This window comes from Ruegeria sp. HKCCA4008 (assembly GCF_013033125.1).
Lineage (GTDB): Bacteria > Pseudomonadota > Alphaproteobacteria > Rhodobacterales > Rhodobacteraceae > Ruegeria.
Genome location: NZ_WQDM01000002.1, coordinates 692,387 through 710,305 on the forward strand (window position 1 = coordinate 692,387; position 17,919 = coordinate 710,305).

Genomic DNA, 17,919 nt, shown 5'->3' on the forward strand with positions numbered 1-17,919 from the left:
TGCCGCCGGGAAAGCCCCAGTCACGACGTAATCCGTCACGGAGTTTATCGGTTGCGACAATTTTCAGGCCGGTATTCGGATTGATTGGCGCGCGATCGGGCAGTTTTCCAGGTGCCCACCATGACCGCGGCGTTGCAGTTGCAAGATAAATCGCATCGCACCTGTTGCAGGGATCAGAACCTCAACAATTCAATCGAATGCCCAGCGGGCAGGTCTTCGAACTCGGCCGGTATGATCGCCAACCCGTCTGCCTGCGCCAGCAAGGCGACACGGCCACTGTAGGAGGGCGCCATCAGACGTACATTGGGAAGGCCACGCGGCGAAGTGCCGTCAATCTGGACCGGACGATACTCCTGACGACCCGCGCGACGCTGCACGGGTTCAGCCAGCACGGCCTGAACAGTTACCTGAGGTCTGTGGCACAAGCCTGCGCGCCGCGCCATCATCTGCGACCCGATTATCTGCCATGTCACATAGGCTGACACCGGGTTGCCGGGCAGACCAACGTAAAGAGCGCGCCCGCGCCGCCCGAACATGACCGGTTTACCGGGCTTCATCGCCACTTTCATGACATCGGTTTCACCGCCAATCGCGCTGAACAGCCGGGGCATGTGATCTTCATCCCCGACGGACACGCCCCCAGTCGTGACGATGAGGTCCGAGGCATCGCATGCCTCGCGCAGAACCTGTTCCAGACGGGTCGGGTCATCCTCGACCGGTCCCCGGTCGGTCAGTTCGATCCAGGGTTTTTGCAACAGCGCCAGCAGCATATAACGGTTCGAGTTGTAAATTTGGCCGGGGCCGATGGGTTCGCCCGGGTGACGCAGTTCGCTGCCTGTCGAAAAGATCGTGACCCTCAGTTTTCGAAATACCAGGACTTCACCATACCCGGCGGATGCCAGCGCGGCCATCTCGCGCGGTCCAATTTCACAGCCGCGTCGCAGGATCGGACCCCCAGCACAAAGATCTTCCCCCGCACGCCGGATATGCTGGCCGGGTTTCGGGCGGCGGGTGAATCGAATCCTGTCGATCAGAAGATCGCAATCTTCCTGCATCAGCACGGCATCGAATTCAGGCGGCACCGGAGCGCCCGTGAAAATGCGCAAAGCGCTGCCTTCGGGGGCATCATGGTCGCCGCAGTCACCCGCAGCCACGCGCCCGGCGATGGGCAGCGCGAACACCGGCCCGTCACCCAGATCACCGGTGCGGATGGCATAGCCATCCATGGCCGAGTTGTCGAAGGCAGGCATATCGACCTTGCTGGCGCAATCCTCGGCCAGAACCCGGCCTATAGCCTGTTCCAGCGGCAGAATCTCGGTTTCGGCAACAGGATCGGCGACGGAAAGACCGCGCTCAAGGGCGTCGTCTACAGTCAGATACATGTGGGCGTGGCGGTCACAGGCACATCCATCAGCCATTTTGAGTCTCCGAAAATAAAAAGCGTTCTGCAAATCCCGGCTGTTCGTCCGGATCGGGATTGGGCAGGTCGGCCTTGAATTTTTCCAAATCCCAGCTGGGATCAGCAACGACCGGCAGCGTACCCATGCCATATCGACCATGCGCGGCGCGACCCATGCCGTCATCAGCTTCTTGCTCGGACGACAAATCCGGCTCGGGTTGGCCGCAAAGCTCAAACACGCGCGCGCAGTCAGAGTTCATGCCATGGGTGGACGTTACGGTGGGCAGCCCCGCCAACCTCTCGAAGCCCACGGTATCCCTGGCAGGGGTTGGTGCAGATAGCGTCAGCCAAGTGTTCATCCGTCCCTCCGGAGCTCAGGCCGCCCGGCGGGACCCCCCCCGCAGGTCAGCCGAAACGCTGATCATCACCGGCAAAAGGACGCGATGGTTTTTGTCGCACGGTCCGGCCAGAAATTCCTGGCCAATGGACAGCAAGGCGGGTTTACTGTCATTGACATAGGTCATGATCCGCGTTCGGGCGCCCCATCAGGAAGGGCACATTGCCGCCTCTGTCGATTCCACAGGTATTGAAATCGCAACCGCAGCGCTGCGCTGGCCCTTTGGTCGGTTTCGAAAGGAAAAAGGCCGGCTTGGTCGCGAAAAAGTCGACAAGTGCAGGTGTCGGGGTCTTTTTCAGCAGATCTCGGCCGAATGCCAGACGTTCTTGACCGTCATGTAATTCTCAAGGCCTTCGGTTCCGCCTTCCCGACCATAGCCACTGGATTTCACGCCCCCAAAGGGCGTTTCCGGCATCGATGCTTCAAGCGTGTTGATCGACAGATTGCCGACCTCGACCTCGTCAATCAGACGGTCGATGTAATCCGCCCGATTGGTGAAAGCGTACCCCGCCAGCCCGTAGGGAACTGAATTCGCCAGAGCGATCGCCTCATCCAGCGAAGCCACCGGGTTGATCACCGCAACCGGTCCAAACGGCTCTTCGCGCATGATCCGCGCCGCTTCAGGAACGTTCAATAACACCGTGGGTTCAAAGAAATATCCCCGCTCACTAAGCCGCGATCCGCCTGTGGCAAGCGTTGCCCCCTGTGCCACTGCGTCTTCAACCAGCTCGGACAAGGCTGGAACGCGCCGGTCGTTGGCCGTTGGGCCCATTTCAACGGTTGCTTCAAGCCCATTGCCGACGACCGTGGCCTTGGCCCTTGCAACAAACCCGGCCGCATAGGCGTCAAAAATACTCTCATGCGCGAAGAAACGGGTTGGCGAAGTGCAGACCTGACCGGTATTGCGCATTTTGCGGACCGCGCCTGAAACGGCCGCCGATTGCACATCCGTATCTTCGCAAACGATGACCGGCGCATGGCCGCCCAACTCCATGAGCACTCGGGTGTCGTGTTGGGCCGCCAAAGTGGTCAAATGACGCCCGACGGTTGTCGATCCGGTGAAGGCCACCAGGCGAACGGGGTCCTGCGGGATCAGATGGCCGGATATCTCGGATGGTTCACCGAACACCAAATTCAGAACCCCTGCTGGCAGACCGGCATCTTCGAATGCTTTTGCTATGTGCAAAGCGCCGGCAGGCGTTTCTTCTGCCGCTTTCAGGATCACCGAACACCCCGAGGCCAAAGCACCGGCGATTTTCCGGGCAGGTTGGCTCATGGGGAAGTTCCACGGCGAAAATGCCGCGACAACGCCGACAGGCTGGTGATGAACTGCAAATTTGTGACCCTGCGCCGCCGGAATGATCCGTCCATAGGTCCGCATCGCCTCGCCCGCATCCCATTCAAAGAATTCGGCGCCGCGAATGACCTCCATCCGGGCCTGTTTCAGGGGCTTGCCATGTTCGAGAGTTATAGACTGCGCGATTTCTTCCTGCCGCTGACGCATGAGGGCTGCCGCCCGCAGGATCGTATCCGCGCGTTCCCGCGGCGATGTGCGGCGCCACAGTCTAAATCCCTCGACGGCCGCTTGCAGCGCGTCGTCCAGGTCTTTCACCGATGCGCAAGGCAACCGGCCGAGTTCTTCCTCGGTCGCCGGGTTGACAACCGGGATATCGCGCCCGGTTTTTCGCCACGTGCCGCCAATGAACAGCCTGAGCTCTGGATACATGAAACCGGCGCCTCCATTTGCCTTGATTTGTGATCGCGCGATGCCTCGCATGAGTTCAAGCGCATTGCGCGAATACGGATATCAAATTGGCGAATATCTGGTCTGTCTGCTCTGCGCCGCCCGATGCAAAGCCGTTTTGAAAACGCGCCCCGCAGGCGACAGATCGTCGTCGGCGCGGAAGGACACTCCAATCGGCCCCTGCCCGAAAGGAACCTCCCAAGCCAGCTGGGCAAGATGGTTGTTTTCGATATCCTGGACGACGACCTCGGCAGGCATAAGGCCGATCAGGTCGCGGGATTGCAGAAGCGCCCGGTTCGTCAGGTAGGACACGGATTCAATGGCGACCGGTGGCACATATTGCTGTTGGCCGACGAAAAAATGGTCCGCCTGACGTCGCAACGTGGTCTCTTGCGGGGGAAGAATCCAGCCAAACGGCTTGGTTTGCGCAAAGGTCACGGCGTCCCGCCCCGCCAGCGGGTGTTGAGGGCCGACAATGGCCAATATCCGATCCTCGAACAGTTTTTCCTGTCGAATCTTGTCACGATGCCGGTGCGACGGCAGGCGTCCTACAACCATGTCGATCTCACCCGACAGCAGCCGGGGCATGAGCACCTCGTTGGTCCCTTCGCTGATCTTGACTGCAACGTTCGGGCGGTCTTTCAGCAGCAGTTCGATGGCGGCGGGTAGCAGGCTGGTTGACGCCGCAAGCAACGTGCCCACCACGACACGGCCGGAATTTCCTTCGTTCAGATCATCTAGTTCCTGCGCGGCATTGGAAACCTGAGCAAATATCAGCTTCCCGTGACGTATGAGAGTTTCGCCAAAAACCGTTGGCACAACGCCTCGGTTGGTGCGCGTGAACAGCTTGACCTCGAAATCCAGCTCAAGATCCTGAATCATCTTGGTTGCCGCTGGCTGAGATATTCCCAGCTCACGCGCGGCATTCTGAATGTTCCCATGCGCGCCAACTGCAACCAGCAGACGCAGCTGTCGCAGCTTCAGGCGGGTCAAGGCGCGGTCAACGATGCGAGAGTGGCGTCCAACCATGGCTACAGAACAATCGGCTTGCAAAGCTGATCCAGCTTGGACAGCACGCTCATGGCCGCAAGCGCCGAGCTTCGCGGGTTGTCGGGCAGCGCGGTGCCGCTGATCCGGAACTGAAACGTGCCGAAATCGCCTTCGGCCTCGACCTCGTGAATGTTCTTGTGGATCGTTGGATCGGCGATCAGACGAACCTGTGTGCTATCGAACCCCACACCCGCCAAGGCGACGGCGGCGGCGACATTTGCGTTCTTGGGGTAAGCCAGCGCCGCCTCGCGCGCGGAACCCTGAAAATGGGTTTCAGCCGCGGTGATATTGCCGAGGTCAAGACTGTGTTCGGCAAGGGATCCCTTCCATCCCGCCGGCGGCTTGCGCCCCACATATGTGACGGATTTGAGCGGCCCGACCGCTGCGGCGCCGAGACAGTCCAGCCCGCCTATGGCACCGCTTGCCAGATGCAGCCGCGCCCCACCCTTTCGCGCGGCCGTGTCCAGCCGGTCACTGACCTGCTGATCCGCAAGTGCGCCGGCAGAGACACTGATGATATCCAGCCCTCGTGCCAGAATGTCCGGACCCAAACCGGCCAATGCCTCGTGCCCCGCGCAATCCAGAACCATTTCGATTCCGGCCGGCAGGTCATCAACCGAACCGACTGACTTGGGCGATTTTGGATCAACGCGGTGTGGTCTGACCAGAATGGCTGCCAAATCATGCCCATGTTCTGGCAACATGCGCTGCACAAACTGCGCGATTGCGCCGGTTCCGATGACTGCGATCTTCATGTCTGGACCCTAGACCAGCATTGAAAAAATCTGAATTGGTAAGTTGGTGGTATATTTTTTTCTGATATCCATTTCCCTGAAATGGCACTGGACCGACCCGCCTGGTGTGTTTTGTTCCTGTTGAAGCCACGGGGACCACGTTGGAAATGAAATACTCAAAACACGACGCGAAGGCCTATGCCCGCGAACATATGACTGGGATATGGGCAGCGGCGCTGAACCCGTTCAATGATGACCTGTCTCTGGATGAATCGGGACTGCGCGCCAACATCCGCCATTGGATCGACGATCTGGACATCCAGGGCCTTTTCGTCGCCGGCAAACAGGGCGAGTTCTTTTCGATGAGCATCGAAGAGCGCAAGCGCAACTTCGAAATTGCCGTTGACGAATGCGCAGGCAAAGCCGGTGTAATCGTCTCGGTCTCGGACCAGAACATGAATACGGCCTTGGACCTGGCGCATCACGCCCAGAATTGCGGCGCGGATTACATCGTTCTGCACGCGCCGGTTCTGAGCTTTGTGCAGGATCGCGGAGAGGTTTTGTACCAGTACTACAAGCGTTTTTGTGACGAACTGGATATCGGCATCGCCATGTGGAGCCATCCAGACAGCGGCTATTTGATGCAACCCGAAGAATGCGCCCGCATTGCGGATTTACCCAATATCGTTGCGATAAAATACTCGGTCGCGCGCGAGATGTACGTGAAGCTGACCCATATGGTGGGCGACAGGATCCATGTCTCGACCTCGGCTGAACATGAGTGGCTGGACAACATATTGGAACTGGACTGGAAGCTGTATCTCTGCTCGTCCCCGCCCTATCAGCTGCAAAGCAAGGTCGATCAGCGAATGAACGAATACACGCGTCTGGCCTTTGCGAAAAAGGCCGATGAAGCGCGGCGTGTCTTTGACAGTCTGAACCCTGTCCGCGACGCGATGAAACGCGCGCGTCCTGCGGGCAAACCCACTGCATTCGGAAAGCACTGGCAAGAGTTGCTGGGTCAAGTCGGTGGCCGTGTACGCCCGCCGATGCTGGAACTGACCGACGCGGAAAAAGCGATCATTCGCAAAGCGTTCGACGAATGCGGGCTGCGCGTCTGAGCTGGGTGAGGCCCGGCAGTATAAGGAAATCGGATAGCGAGATGCTGATAATTTCTTTGCGGTCATGGAAAAACGCGCCAAACTTTCCGAGATAGGGAGTGGGACATGTCAAAACTGAAAGCGTTCAACTTTAAGGCCTGGATCGACGAGCATCGCCATCTGCTCAAACCGCCCGTAGGGAATCGTCAGGTTTGGGAAGACGCCGATCTGATGGTCACTGTTGTGGGTGGTCCGAACAAGCGAACCGATTACCACGATGACCCGGTGGAAGAATTCTTCTACCAGCTTGAAGGCGACATGGTGCTGAAAATCTATGACGGAGAGGAGTTCTATGATGTTCCGATCCGAGAAGGCGAGGTTTTTCTGCTGCCTCCGCATGTACGCCACTCGCCACAGCGCCCTCAGGAAGGCTCGATCGGGCTTGTGATTGAACCCAAGCGCCAGACCGGAGAGCTGGACGCCATCGAATGGTATTGCTTTGAATGCGGATCACTGGTGCATCGAGCGGAAATGCAGCTAAAGTCCATCGTTGATGACCTGCCTCCGGTTTATCAGAAGTTCTATGCCTCGGAACAAGACCGCACCTGCCCCAATTGTCAGGCTGTGCACCCGGGAAAGGAACCGCCCGAGGGCTGGGTCACGTTGTAAAACAAGATCAAACAGGGGAAGTAATGAGACATTTTGCAAAAATCGCCGCCTCTGCGGCTGCGTTGGCACTGTCGTCCGTGGCCGCTCACGCCGAAGAGTTTCGGTTGGGTCTGATCACGCCTCCACCGCATATCTGGACCAAAGCCGCCGAAGCGTTTGGGGCCGAGTTGAATGAGGCCAGTGGTGGCGCTCATTCGGTATCTGTTTTCCCGGCCCGCCAGTTGGGGAACGAGGCTGAAATGCTGCAACAATTGCAGACCGGCGCATTGGACATGGCTTTCATGACCGTGGCTGAAGTTTCGAACCGCGCGCCCGAGTTGGGGGCATTCTATGCGCCCTATCTGGCAGATGACATTGGGCACGCGGGGCGCATCCTGCGATCTGATACGGCCAAATCCATGCTGGAACCCTTGCCGGGGCAGGTTGGTGTCGTTGGACTGGGATATGGGATGGCAGGATTGCGCCAGATCGTCAGCCGGGGCGAGGTTTCCTCCGCCGAAGATCTATCAGGCCTGAAACTGCGGATCACGCCCTTCACACCGATTCTGGATTTCTACAACGCGGTGGGGGCGGCACCCACGCCCATGCCCTTGCCTGCCGTCTATGATGCGCTGGCCAATGGTCAGGTCGACGCCATCGACATGGACGCCGAGCTGATCTGGGTTCTGAAATATTACGAACACGCCGACACGATCGTGCAGTCGGATCACATGATGTTCCCGATGGTCGGGCTGGTATCGGCCAAGGTCTGGGCTGGTTTGTCTGAAGAAGACCGCGCGATGATCGCGGAACTCATGGCCAAGCATGTCGACAGCACCATTGATGCCTACGTTGAAAACGATGCCAAATGGCTGGAGCAGATCGAGGGCACTGGCAAAGCCTACAAAAAGGTCGATGCCTCATTCTTTGGCGACGCGATCGAAGAGTGGAACGGGATCTGGTCCCAGAAGACCTCTTCCCTTGACGCTTTGCGGCAGACTGCGGCAGAAACAAAATAACGAAAACGGCATGACGAAAGGGGCGCAGCTCGATCCTGCGCCCTTTTTGACGGGAGAACAGCGATGTTGTATCGGCTGTCGGCAGGCTTGGCGCGGGTCGAGTTGTGGTGCGCTGCCTTTCTGGCAGTCTGCATTACGGTTCTGATTTTGCTGAATGTCGTGACGCGAACGGCGGGCAACGCCCTGTTCTGGGTTGATGAGCTGGCGATCTACGCGATGGTCTGGATGACCTTTCTGGGCGCGTCTTCCGCATTGCACCATCGCAGTTCGGTGTCGATCTCCATCGTTTCCGACAACGTGCCCGAACGCGCGAAACGATTGATCCGCAAGGGTGTGGACGTGGTCGTGTTTGCTTTTTCCCTTGCGATGCTGTGGTTCTGCTGGCGCTGGTTCCTTCCGCTGGACATCGCCAGCAGCGGATTTGACGTGGCGGCGTTTCAAGGTCAGACATTCAATTTCATCTACGCCGAGCCAACGCTGACCCTGGGCCTGCCAAAGTATCTGTTCTGGTTGGTGATGTGGCTTTTCGCACTGGGCGCGACGCTGCATTCCACCATGCATCTGCTGAGCCCCCCGGGCAAAGGGGCACAGCCATGAGCCCAATCGTCTTTCTCGCCACTCTACTTCTGTCCGTGCCCGTGGCGATCGTGCTGGCGATCACGGCCATCTGGTACATCTGGGAAAGCGGCAACACGGTTCTTTACGACAGCTTCGCGCAGAAAATGTTCGGCGGTCTTGAGAATTACGGCCTGCTGGCAATTCCTCTGTTCATGTTGACCGGAGAATTGATGAACGAAGGCGGCATGACCCGGCGCCTGGTCGCGCTGGCCCGGGTGTTTGTCGGCGGGTTTCGCGGCGGGCTGGCCTATATCAACTTGCTGGCAAACATGTTCATGGCGGCCATCATCGGGTCTGCGACGGCGCAGATCGCGGTAATGTCGCGCGCCATGGTCCCCGCGATGGAGGAGGAGGGCTATGACAAGGGTTTCGCCGCTGCCACGACGGCCGCAGGCGGGCTGCTGGCTCCGGTCATCCCGCCGTCGATGATGTTTGTCATCTTCGGGGTTCTGGCTCAGATCCCGATTGGTGACATGTTCATTGCAGGAATCCTGCCCGGTTTGATCCTTGCCGGGGCGTTTGCATCGGTCATCACCCTGATCGGGTGGTGGCAGAACTTTCCGAAAGGGCATTGGATGACGCGTACCCAAGCCGTCCAGGCCTTGATCAGCGCGGCCCCTGCCCTGCTGATCCCGATGTCGATCATAGGTGGCATTCTGTTCGGGATCGCCACACCGACCGAATCCGCCGCAATCGCGTCCCTGATCGCGTTTCTGGTAGGCTGGTTGGCTTACGGGGACCTGAAGCCGAGGAACCTGGCACAGATGTTCAAACGCACAGCGGCCAATGCGTCGATGATCCTGTTCATGATCGCGGCCGCCAGCGTGTTCGGCTGGGTCATCATCTATGAGGAAATACCACAGCAACTGGCTGGGTTGATCACCTCGATCACTTCGGACCCGTTCGTGTTCCTGCTGATCGTGAATCTGGCGCTTTTGCTGGTTGGAATGGTGATCGATGGCATCGCCGCGATCATCCTGATCACTCCGATCCTGCTGCCGATTGCAACCGGTTCATACGATATCAGCCCCTATCAGTTCGGCATTGTTGCCTGCCTGAACCTTGTGCTTGGGCTGCTGACGCCCCCGGTCGGGATCGGATTGTACATCGCCTCATCCATGAGCGGCACATCGCCCGGTTCGATCCTGAAATCGCTTTGGCCTTTCCTGATCGCGGTAACTTTGGTGTTGCTTCTGCTCAGCTATTACCCAAGCCTGTCAACGCTGCTGATCTGAACCAGATACGTTTGCAGGCGCATTCCGTCGCAGACATTACGCCGGAAATCTCGCTCTACTTAACGGCGCCCGTCAGCTAAGCTGGCCTGAACATGCCAATTGGTCACTAAAAGGACAATCATGCTGCTCGATACTCCAGTCTGCGATTTCGGTTGGAACGCCCCGGACTTCACGCTCAAAGACCCGAACGGTCGGGCCTTCAAGATGTCCGATCACCTGCAAAACGGGTTGCTGATCGCCTTCATCTGCAATCATTGCCCCTATGTCAAAACGATCACGGACCGGCTTGCCCAGGACACGGACCTGCTGATGTCCAAGGGGATCGGCGTGTTGGCGGTCATGTCGAACGACTATCGCGATTACGCCGAAGATTCGCCGCAGAACATGTTGGAATTTGCACGGCAGAACGGCTTCAACTTTCCATATCTCGTGGACGAGGATCAATCCGTAGGAAAGGCTTATGGTGCTGTCTGCACTCCGGATTTCTTCGGTTTGAATGCGGATGGAAAGTTGCAGTACCGGGGCCGTCTGGACAATCTGGGTCGCGGCAAGACAGGCAAGCGTGAACCAGAATTGGTCAATGCGATGCTGCAAATTGCCGAGACCGGGCAAGGCCCCCAAGATCAGACACCCTCAATGGGATGTTCGATCAAATGGACCCGAGGCTAGGCCATGGGGATCACGTCACTGGATCATGTCAATCTGCGCACCACGCGTTTGGACGAGATGATCGAATGGTACTGCAACGTGCTGGGGATGCGGGTCGGGCCACGCCCACCCTTCCCCTTTCCCGGAGCCTGGCTTTATGTCGAAGAAAACGCCTTCGTGCATCTGGTCGGTGTCGAGGCCGAGGCCACGGGTTCGGACGCAGACCTGAAGCTTGAGCATTTCGCTTTTTCGGCGACAGGGTTGGATCGGTTCGAAGCGCATCTCGAAACCAATGGCGTCTCCTATCGCCGTGTGGAACTGACAGCGATCGACACCGTTCAGTTGAACGTCTGGGATCCGGACAGCAATCACATTCACATCGATTTTCGGACCGACGAATAGAGATGGCAGGCTCCGATACTGTTTCGCGCAATGAAATTTCCTCACCCTTAAATTGAACACTTGACCGGAATTCGCGGGTCGTCCTTGATAGAGTGGTGTTTTCCCGGACTGCGCCCGGGGCTGGTCCTTTCAACCAGAGGGAAATGGGGAATGCTTGGATCGGCCTGGCCGCGGCCATGCATGGTGGTCAAATGGTTGACATAGATGAATGGCTGATCCGAAACGGCTTGTCCAAATATGTCGACGCCTTCTCCCGGCACGAGGTCGAACTGGGTGATCTGCCGGAACTGAGCGACGATGACCTTGTCACGATCGGCCTGCCCCTTGGACCCAGACGCCGCTTTCTGAAAGCAATACGGGATGAAACCGGGCAGCCTGCGGGATTACATCGCGCGCATCAAGAACCCAACATCATTGCAGAGCGCAGACAGCTGACGGTCATGTTCATCGATCTTGTTGGATCGACGGCGATATCGCAAAAGCTGGACCCTGAAGATCTGGCCGAGGTTCTGAGGCTGTTCAAAGAGACCTGCGCCGCTGCGGTCGCCGCTTTTGACGGGCATATCGCCAGTTACTATGGCGACGGCATCATGGTGTTTTTTGGCTTTCCGCATGCGCATGAAGACGACCCGGAACGCGCCATTCATGCAGGTCTTAGGATCGTTCGCGAAATTCCGGAAATCCGCACGCATGCACATCTTGAAGTCCGCATAGGGATCGCGACCGGCCTGGTTGTCGTCGGTGACCTGCGGGGAGAGAAGATGTTCGAGGATGGAACCGCCATGGGCGAGACCCCGAACCTTGCCGCACGGCTTCAATCGATGGCTGATCCGGGGACAATGATCGTCGCGCCGACGACACGGGAGTTGGCGGGTGATGCGTTCGAATATGTTCGCCGTGGTACGTTTCAGTTGAAAGGCTTTGCCAAAGAGGTCGAAGCCTGGCAGGTCACCGGCACGCGCCAGACTCTCAGCCGTTTTCTTGCGGCAGACGACGCCCGGATGAGTTCATTGGTCGGGCGCGCGCAGGAGCATGAAACCCTTCAAAGCAAGTGGAAGCTGGCCCGTCAGGGTCAAGGTCAGGTGGTGCTGGTCTCGGGCGAGGCGGGCATAGGAAAGTCCAGGCTGATCGAAGAGCTTCGCCGTACGATCCCGGACGCAAAACACCGACAGCTTCGATTTCAGTGTTCGCCCTTTCATGACGCAAGCGCGTTGTACCCGATCATTCGCCAGCTTGAAAACGCGGCCGAACTGCGGGCCGGTGACAGTGCGGACGAAAAATTGAACAAGATCCACGGCGTTCTGGGTGATCCTTCTGAAGGGTCTCTGAAACTGGCTGCGGCACTGTTGTCGGTCCCGTTTGAAGACAGGCTTGGCCCGCTGGACTTGACCCCTGAGCAGATCATGAAGCAGACGCTGGACATGCTGGTCAATCATGTGATCGGCCTGGCGCAGGAAACCCCAACCCTGTTGCTGTTTGAAGATGCACATTGGATCGATCCAACGACAAAGACTCTGCTTGATCAGCTTGTAACCCGAATAGAGAACGCGCGCCTGCTGATGGTCATGAGCTATCGGATAGGCTTTGATACGGACTGGCCACAATCGCACAACCTGATGCACGTCGCGCTTCAACAACTGGATTTCGCGCAGGTCAAAGAGATCGTGAACGACGTTGCCAAGGGCAAGACCGTCCCGGACGAAGTTCACCACCTGATTGCTGCCAGATCCAACGGCGTCCCGCTGTTCGTAGAAGAGGTGACGAAGGATCTGCTGGAATCCGATCTTCTGACCGAACGCGCCGACGCCTATACGATCGACCGGTCCACGCCATCACCCACTGTGCCGAAGACACTGCATGATGCCTTGATGGCTCGTCTCGATCGTCTGAGCTCGGCCAAGGAAGTGGCACAGATCGGCGCTGTCATTGGCCCGCAATTCTCTTATCCGATGATTGCAAGTGTGTCCCGTTTTGATGAACGGGCGTTGCGATCCGGTCTGGATTTGCTTGTGGATGCCGGGATCGTGATCGTTTCAGACTCAGAGCCCGAGGAGACGTTCAGTTACCGTCACGCTCTCATTCGCGACACCGCTTACAACAGCCTGCTGAAACGCGAGAGGCGAACGCTGCATGCGCGTGTGGTCCAAGCACTGAACTCTGCCTCGTTGCACGAAAACTCTGCCGGTCCGGAAATTCTGGCTCATCACTACACGATGGCAGATATGCCGGACGAAGCGATAGAGCACTGGTATCTGGCCGGACAACGTGCCGTTGAACGCTCGGCCGGGATTGAAGCAGCCACTCAGCTGGGGCGTGCGTTGGCGTTGCTTGAACAGCAGGAAGACTCGGTTGACCGCGACCGCATGGAAACCAAGATCCAGACATTGCGGGCCGGCGTTCTGCGCTCGACCGCTGGCATCGCGGCCGATGAAACGGGGGCGGTGTATGCCCGGATCCGCGACCTGTGCAATCGGCTGGGCGAAACCGAACAATTGTTCCCTGTGCTCAATGGTCTCTATGCGTATCATCTGGTCCGCGGCGAATACGACTTGGCCAGGGACGTCGCGGCGCAGTTGCTGGACCTGTCCAAGCTGACCGACGAAACGCATCACATAATGATTGCCCACCGGGCCATGGGTGCCGTCTTGTTGCATATCGGGCAGCAGGACGCCGCCTATGCACATCTGCGACAAGCGCTGCGCTTGTATGATTCTCAGCAGCACAGCCGTCTTGCCTATGTCTACGGCACGGATCATGCCGCCATTACATCCTGCTTCCTGAGCATGACGGTCTGGTTGCGCGGAGAACCCGACCGCGCGCTCGAGATTCAGCATCAGGCGATCTCGGCGGCGCAGAAACTCAATCACGCTCATAGCCTGGCACAGACCCTGACATATCTGTGTATGCTGCACCTGTTGCGGCGTGAACCTGAACAGGTTTACAACGTGGCCGCGCGTCTTGAGGAACTGGCGACCAAACACACCTTCCCCTTCATGACACTGACGGCGAATGTGTGGCGGTGTTGGGCGGACACACAGATCAAGCCAGGCCCGGAAACGATCCGAGCAATGCGCGACGCGTCCGAAGCCTGGTGGGCCAGCGGGGCCGGAAACTACAAGCCAGCGTTCCTGACGGCCCTTGCCGAAGCGTCATTGAAGGCGAACGACCCGAAGGCGGCTCAGCGCCTGCTGGATGAAGCCCGCGAACAGCAGATTCTGACCAATGAAGCCTGGGCTCAGCCCGAGACGGATCGGATACAGGCGTTGGTGCGGTCCATGGGCACTGCCGCAGATGATCTGTTCACGGAGGCTCTGGAAACCGCACGCAAACAGCAGGCAAGAATGTTCGAACTGCGCACAGCGGTGGATTACGTGCAAACCTGTGACCGCTTTGGCTGCACGCCGGCCTCGCCGCCTGATCTTGGAAAGATTTTGGCCACGATCGTTGGCGGCGCGCAGACCCGCGATGTCGCGCAGGCCATGTCTTTGCTCAATCAATCGAAAGTGTCATAGGGTACTGACCCGGCCCGTTCGGCGGGCAACACCTTTGCGTTCATCCTGTCACCCCACAGGACCACAGGCGCAATGCTGCGCTGTTTCAACTCGGTTGCAACTCGTCCTGGTATCCGAACAACGCAGGTTGACCACCCGTGTGCAGCAGAACAACTTTCTGGCCTTTTTCGATGGCGCCTTGTTCAAGCAGCCCAAGAAGCCCTGCAAAGGTTTTGGCGGAATAAACAGGGTCAAGAAAGATGCCCTCGGAGCGCGCCATCAGGGTCAACGCCTCGCGGGTTGCGGGGCCGATCCGCCCATATCCGGGTGCCAAGGCGCCGTCCCAGGTATAGATGTCTTCCATGACCAAAGCAGGGTTGAAACCCATCATGGTCGCCAATCGCCCCAAGACCTTTTGCAAACGCATATGCTGCTGGTTCCGATCACGGCGAACGCATATGCCATAGACTGGTGCAGTCTGTCCGACCAAACGCAATCCGGCCAGGAACCCACCATGGGTTGCCCCGCTTCCCGACGGCACCACTGCGGCGTCGAAATCGCTGATCTGAGTATGCAACTCGGCCGCCCCCGCCACATAGCCCAATGCCCCCAGCGGTGGGTGATCTATGCCCAGATGGATCACGTATGGTTTTCGACCCATGGCAATCAGTTCCTCGGCGCGTTCGTGAAGAGCACCGTCAGCGCCCGCCTCGTCCTCGCCCTTGGGATAGCCAATATGTTCCGCCCCCAGAAGCTGTGCCAAAAGAACATTTCCGGATCGATGGTAGTACTCTCCCATATTCGCCACGCGGTCTTCCAATTGAAGAACGGATGACATTCCCAGCTTTGCCGCCGCAGCTGCCGCAGTGCGCACGAAATTGGATTGCACGGCACCTGTGATCAGGATGGTGTCCGCCCGCTGCCTCAGCGCCTCGCCCATATAAAATTCCAGCTGGCGGGTCTTGTTTCCGCCGAAGCTGAGCCCGGTCAGGTCGTCGCGCTTGATCCACAGATCCAGCCCCAATTGGTCAGAAAGACGCTCAAGCCGTTCGACCGGGGTGACCGATGTCATCAACCTTGCGCGGGGATAGTTTGAAAGCGCTGCGTCTATCATGGACCAGGTGCCCCTTCATTTTCATGCAAAAGACTCGTGCCGATGAATGGCACTGCTGATCAGGATAGTGAGGTTTAGGAAAGCGTGGAAGACAGCCGGTCACGCGCAAAAGCGTCCGACTGAAGCCCGCGTTGGAGCTAGCCAGTTTCGGATAACGGGTTTTCCGTGAAATTGCAGCGCCGAAGGGTCCAGCCACCGGTGATCAATCACCTCTCGCTGGTGTCGCTTTCGGCGTAGTTGCGCAAATCGTCCATGTCAGCGATATCCGCGTGGTTCCTGTTGATCTTGACGCCAACGGGTTTCAACCGCGAAAACGCGCGGCTCAGGCTTTCGGGCTTCATCCCAAGACGTCCGGCGATAAGCATCTTGTCGTAAGGCAGTTCCACCTCGCAGCGACCGGACTCGCGATCGCACAGGTTCAACAGAAACTCTGCAACGCGTTGCGCCCCGGTTTGCGCCTTCAGCTGCTCCAGCTGCGCCACCAGAGCATGCAGATGCGTGAACGTCGCAGCCAGAATTGAAACGCCGATTTCCGGGTCTTCCTTCATCAGGGACAGCAGCACCGGGCTGGGAATGTGCATCACTTCACAGGCTGAGACGGCTTCGGCGGACACGGGATACGGCACGTTGCGCAGCGCAACGGCCTCACCAAAGCTTTCTCCGCGGGTGAAAACGCTCACCACCGCTTCCGCCCCGGTCGGAGAGATACGGAACAGCTTGACCCAACCCGCCAGCACGACGTGCACGGCCTTGGCTTCTTCCTCTTGCAGAAAGATCGTCTCGCCACGGTCATATTGCCGCCAAATCGCTTGCCGCAGCAAAGTATCCACATGCTGATCCGGCAGGCTGCGCAGAAGCAGAGACTGCCGCGCAATCGCCTTTTGTGCCTCGTGTGACATGAAGGCACTCCCTTCTTCATCCAGTCCGGGCGGTGGCCCGGGATATCATCCCCAATGCCCTGCTATGCCAAAGCCGGCGTGGCAGTGCCAGTCTTTTTCTTGACGATCAACTTGACAATTGTCATGTCACGGGGCCCGTCGCTGCCCTAGGGTCGGTTCACAGCCAGTTATCCGGGGAGCATGTCAGATGGATTTCGAGCGATTTTTCAGCCAGAGCCTCGACGCTTTGAAAGATGAAGGGAACTATCGGGTTTTCATCGACTTGCAGCGACGTTGCGGATCCTTCCCGAACGCTCGCCAGACCGATGGTTCGATCCAGCGGGATGTGCGTATCTGGTGCTCGAATGACTACCTTGGTATGGGGCAACACCCTGCGGTCATCAACGCCATGCACGATGCGCTGGAGCGTTGTGGCGCCGGTGCGGGCGGAACGCGCAACATTTCGGGCACGACGCATGACCACGTGCTGCTCGAGGCAGAGTTGGCAGATCTGCATGGCAAAGAGGCCGCTTTGCTGTTCACCTCGGGCTATGTATCAAACTGGGCCGCTCTGGGAACGCTGGCTGCGAAGATCCCCGGTCTGATCGTTTTCTCTGATGCGCTGAACCATGCCTCGATGATCGAAGGCATCCGCCACTCACGGGCGCAGAAGGTGATCTGGAAACATAACGACCTTGCGGATCTGGAGGCCAAACTGGCCGCCGCCGACCCCGACGCGCCCAAGATGATCGCCTTTGAATCCGTCTATTCCATGGATGGTGATATCGCGCCGATCAAGGAAATCTGCGACCTGGCCGACAAATACGGCGCGATGACCTATCTGGATGAGGTTCACGCCGTCGGCCTCTATGGCCCGCGCGGCGGTGGCATTGCCGAGCGTGAAGGCCTGATGGATCGCCTGACCGTGATCGAAGGCACGCTGGGCAAGGCCTTCGGCGTGGTCGGCGGGTACATCGCAGCCTCGGCCGCGCTGTGCGATTTCGTTCGCAGCTTTGCCAGCGGCTTCATCTTCACCACGGCCCTGCCGCCTTCGATCGCGGCCGGTGCGGCCGCATCTATCCGGCATCTGAAGCAGTCAAGCGCCGAGCGTGATCTGCAAAAAGCCCGTGTGGATCAGGTGCGCGCCCGTCTGGATGCGGAAGGGATACCGCATCTGCCGAACCCCAGCCATATCATCCCGGTGATGGTGGGCGACCCGGTGAAGTGCAAGTTCATCTCGGATACGCTTCTTGAAGAATTCGGCATCTACATCCAGCCGATCAACTATCCCACTGTCCCCAAGGGCACCGAACGCTTGCGGATCACGCCGTCGCCGGTTCACACAGATGAGGATATCGATCATCTGGTTGGTGCCTTGTCGGCGCTCTGGCAGCGTTGTCAGATCGCGCGGATCCCACAGGCCGCTCAGTAACCAGCCCCCC

Annotated in this window: 16 protein-coding genes; 9 read left to right on the forward strand and 7 right to left on the reverse strand. The window is 58.5% G+C overall.

The window, feature by feature from the left end; translation table 11 throughout:
- Positions 1-173: 173 nt before the first annotated feature.
- The 5 genes from glp to GOW60_RS07665 all read right to left on the reverse strand — a co-directional run bounded on the left by glp (position 174) and on the right by GOW60_RS07665 (position 5,345).
- Entirely contained in the window at positions 174-1,418 is a 1,245-nt protein-coding gene (glp, locus tag GOW60_RS07645; protein WP_171228818.1) for a gephyrin-like molybdotransferase Glp, read from the reverse strand.
- On the reverse strand, positions 1,411-1,758 hold the full coding sequence (locus tag GOW60_RS07650; protein ID WP_171228819.1) for a hypothetical protein: 348 nt from the start codon (positions 1,756-1,758) through the stop codon (positions 1,411-1,413). The genes glp and GOW60_RS07650 overlap by 8 nt, the downstream gene beginning before the upstream one ends.
- Positions 1,759-2,091: 333 nt before the next feature.
- The gene (locus GOW60_RS07655; protein ID WP_171228820.1) at positions 2,092-3,522 is read right to left on the reverse strand and encodes an NAD-dependent succinate-semialdehyde dehydrogenase; all 1,431 of its coding nucleotides are present in this window, start codon (positions 3,520-3,522) and stop codon (positions 2,092-2,094) included.
- Between the two features lie 81 nt (positions 3,523-3,603).
- Positions 3,604-4,569, reverse strand: coding sequence for a LysR substrate-binding domain-containing protein (locus GOW60_RS07660; protein ID WP_171228821.1), 966 nt, complete (start codon positions 4,567-4,569; stop codon positions 3,604-3,606).
- 2 nt (positions 4,570-4,571) lie between these two features.
- Positions 4,572-5,345: an aspartate dehydrogenase gene (locus GOW60_RS07665; RefSeq protein WP_171228822.1), complete on the reverse strand. Its 774-nt coding sequence runs from the start codon at positions 5,343-5,345 to the stop codon at positions 4,572-4,574.
- A 146-nt stretch (positions 5,346-5,491) separates the two neighbouring features.
- Between GOW60_RS07665 and GOW60_RS07670 the strand changes: the two genes are divergently transcribed.
- From GOW60_RS07670 to GOW60_RS07705, 8 genes are all read left to right on the forward strand, one after another.
- Positions 5,492-6,445, forward strand: coding sequence for a dihydrodipicolinate synthase family protein (locus tag GOW60_RS07670; protein ID WP_171228823.1), 954 nt, complete (start codon positions 5,492-5,494; stop codon positions 6,443-6,445).
- Positions 6,446-6,550: 105 nt separating this feature from the next.
- Positions 6,551-7,093: a 3-hydroxyanthranilate 3,4-dioxygenase gene (locus GOW60_RS07675; RefSeq protein WP_152460347.1), complete on the forward strand. Its 543-nt coding sequence runs from the start codon at positions 6,551-6,553 to the stop codon at positions 7,091-7,093.
- A 23-nt stretch (positions 7,094-7,116) separates the two neighbouring features.
- Positions 7,117-8,091 (forward strand): TRAP transporter substrate-binding protein, encoded by a 975-nt coding sequence (locus GOW60_RS07680; protein WP_152460348.1) that lies wholly within the window; start codon positions 7,117-7,119, stop codon positions 8,089-8,091.
- Between the two features lie 63 nt (positions 8,092-8,154).
- Entirely contained in the window at positions 8,155-8,688 is a 534-nt protein-coding gene (locus tag GOW60_RS07685) for a TRAP transporter small permease (protein WP_152460349.1), read from the forward strand.
- Entirely contained in the window at positions 8,685-9,944 is a 1,260-nt protein-coding gene (locus tag GOW60_RS07690) for a TRAP transporter large permease (protein ID WP_171228824.1), read from the forward strand. Before GOW60_RS07685 ends, GOW60_RS07690 begins: the two co-directional genes overlap by 4 nt.
- A 120-nt stretch (positions 9,945-10,064) precedes the next feature.
- Positions 10,065-10,613, forward strand: a complete 549-nt coding sequence (locus GOW60_RS07695; RefSeq protein WP_171228825.1) for a thioredoxin family protein — start codon at positions 10,065-10,067, stop codon at positions 10,611-10,613.
- A gap of 3 nt (positions 10,614-10,616) precedes the next feature.
- Positions 10,617-10,994 (forward strand): VOC family protein, encoded by a 378-nt coding sequence (locus GOW60_RS07700; RefSeq protein ID WP_171228826.1) that lies wholly within the window; start codon positions 10,617-10,619, stop codon positions 10,992-10,994.
- 143 nt (positions 10,995-11,137) lie between these two features.
- Complete coding sequence (locus GOW60_RS07705; RefSeq protein ID WP_171228827.1) at positions 11,138-14,506, forward strand: AAA family ATPase; 3,369 nt, start codon at positions 11,138-11,140, stop codon at positions 14,504-14,506.
- A gap of 85 nt (positions 14,507-14,591) precedes the next feature.
- On the opposite strand, the gene GOW60_RS07710 is transcribed toward GOW60_RS07705, so the two are convergent.
- Both GOW60_RS07710 and GOW60_RS07715 read right to left on the reverse strand, forming a co-directional pair.
- Positions 14,592-15,599, reverse strand: a complete 1,008-nt coding sequence (locus GOW60_RS07710) for a D-cysteine desulfhydrase family protein (protein ID WP_171228828.1) — start codon at positions 15,597-15,599, stop codon at positions 14,592-14,594.
- A 206-nt stretch (positions 15,600-15,805) separates the two neighbouring features.
- Positions 15,806-16,498, reverse strand: coding sequence for a Crp/Fnr family transcriptional regulator (locus tag GOW60_RS07715; RefSeq protein WP_171228829.1), 693 nt, complete (start codon positions 16,496-16,498; stop codon positions 15,806-15,808).
- Between the two features lie 187 nt (positions 16,499-16,685).
- Between GOW60_RS07715 and hemA the strand changes: the two genes are divergently transcribed.
- A complete protein-coding gene (gene hemA, locus GOW60_RS07720) occupies positions 16,686-17,909 on the forward strand; it encodes a 5-aminolevulinate synthase (protein ID WP_171228830.1) in 1,224 nt (407 codons plus the stop codon).
- Positions 17,910-17,919: the final 10 nt, after the last annotated feature.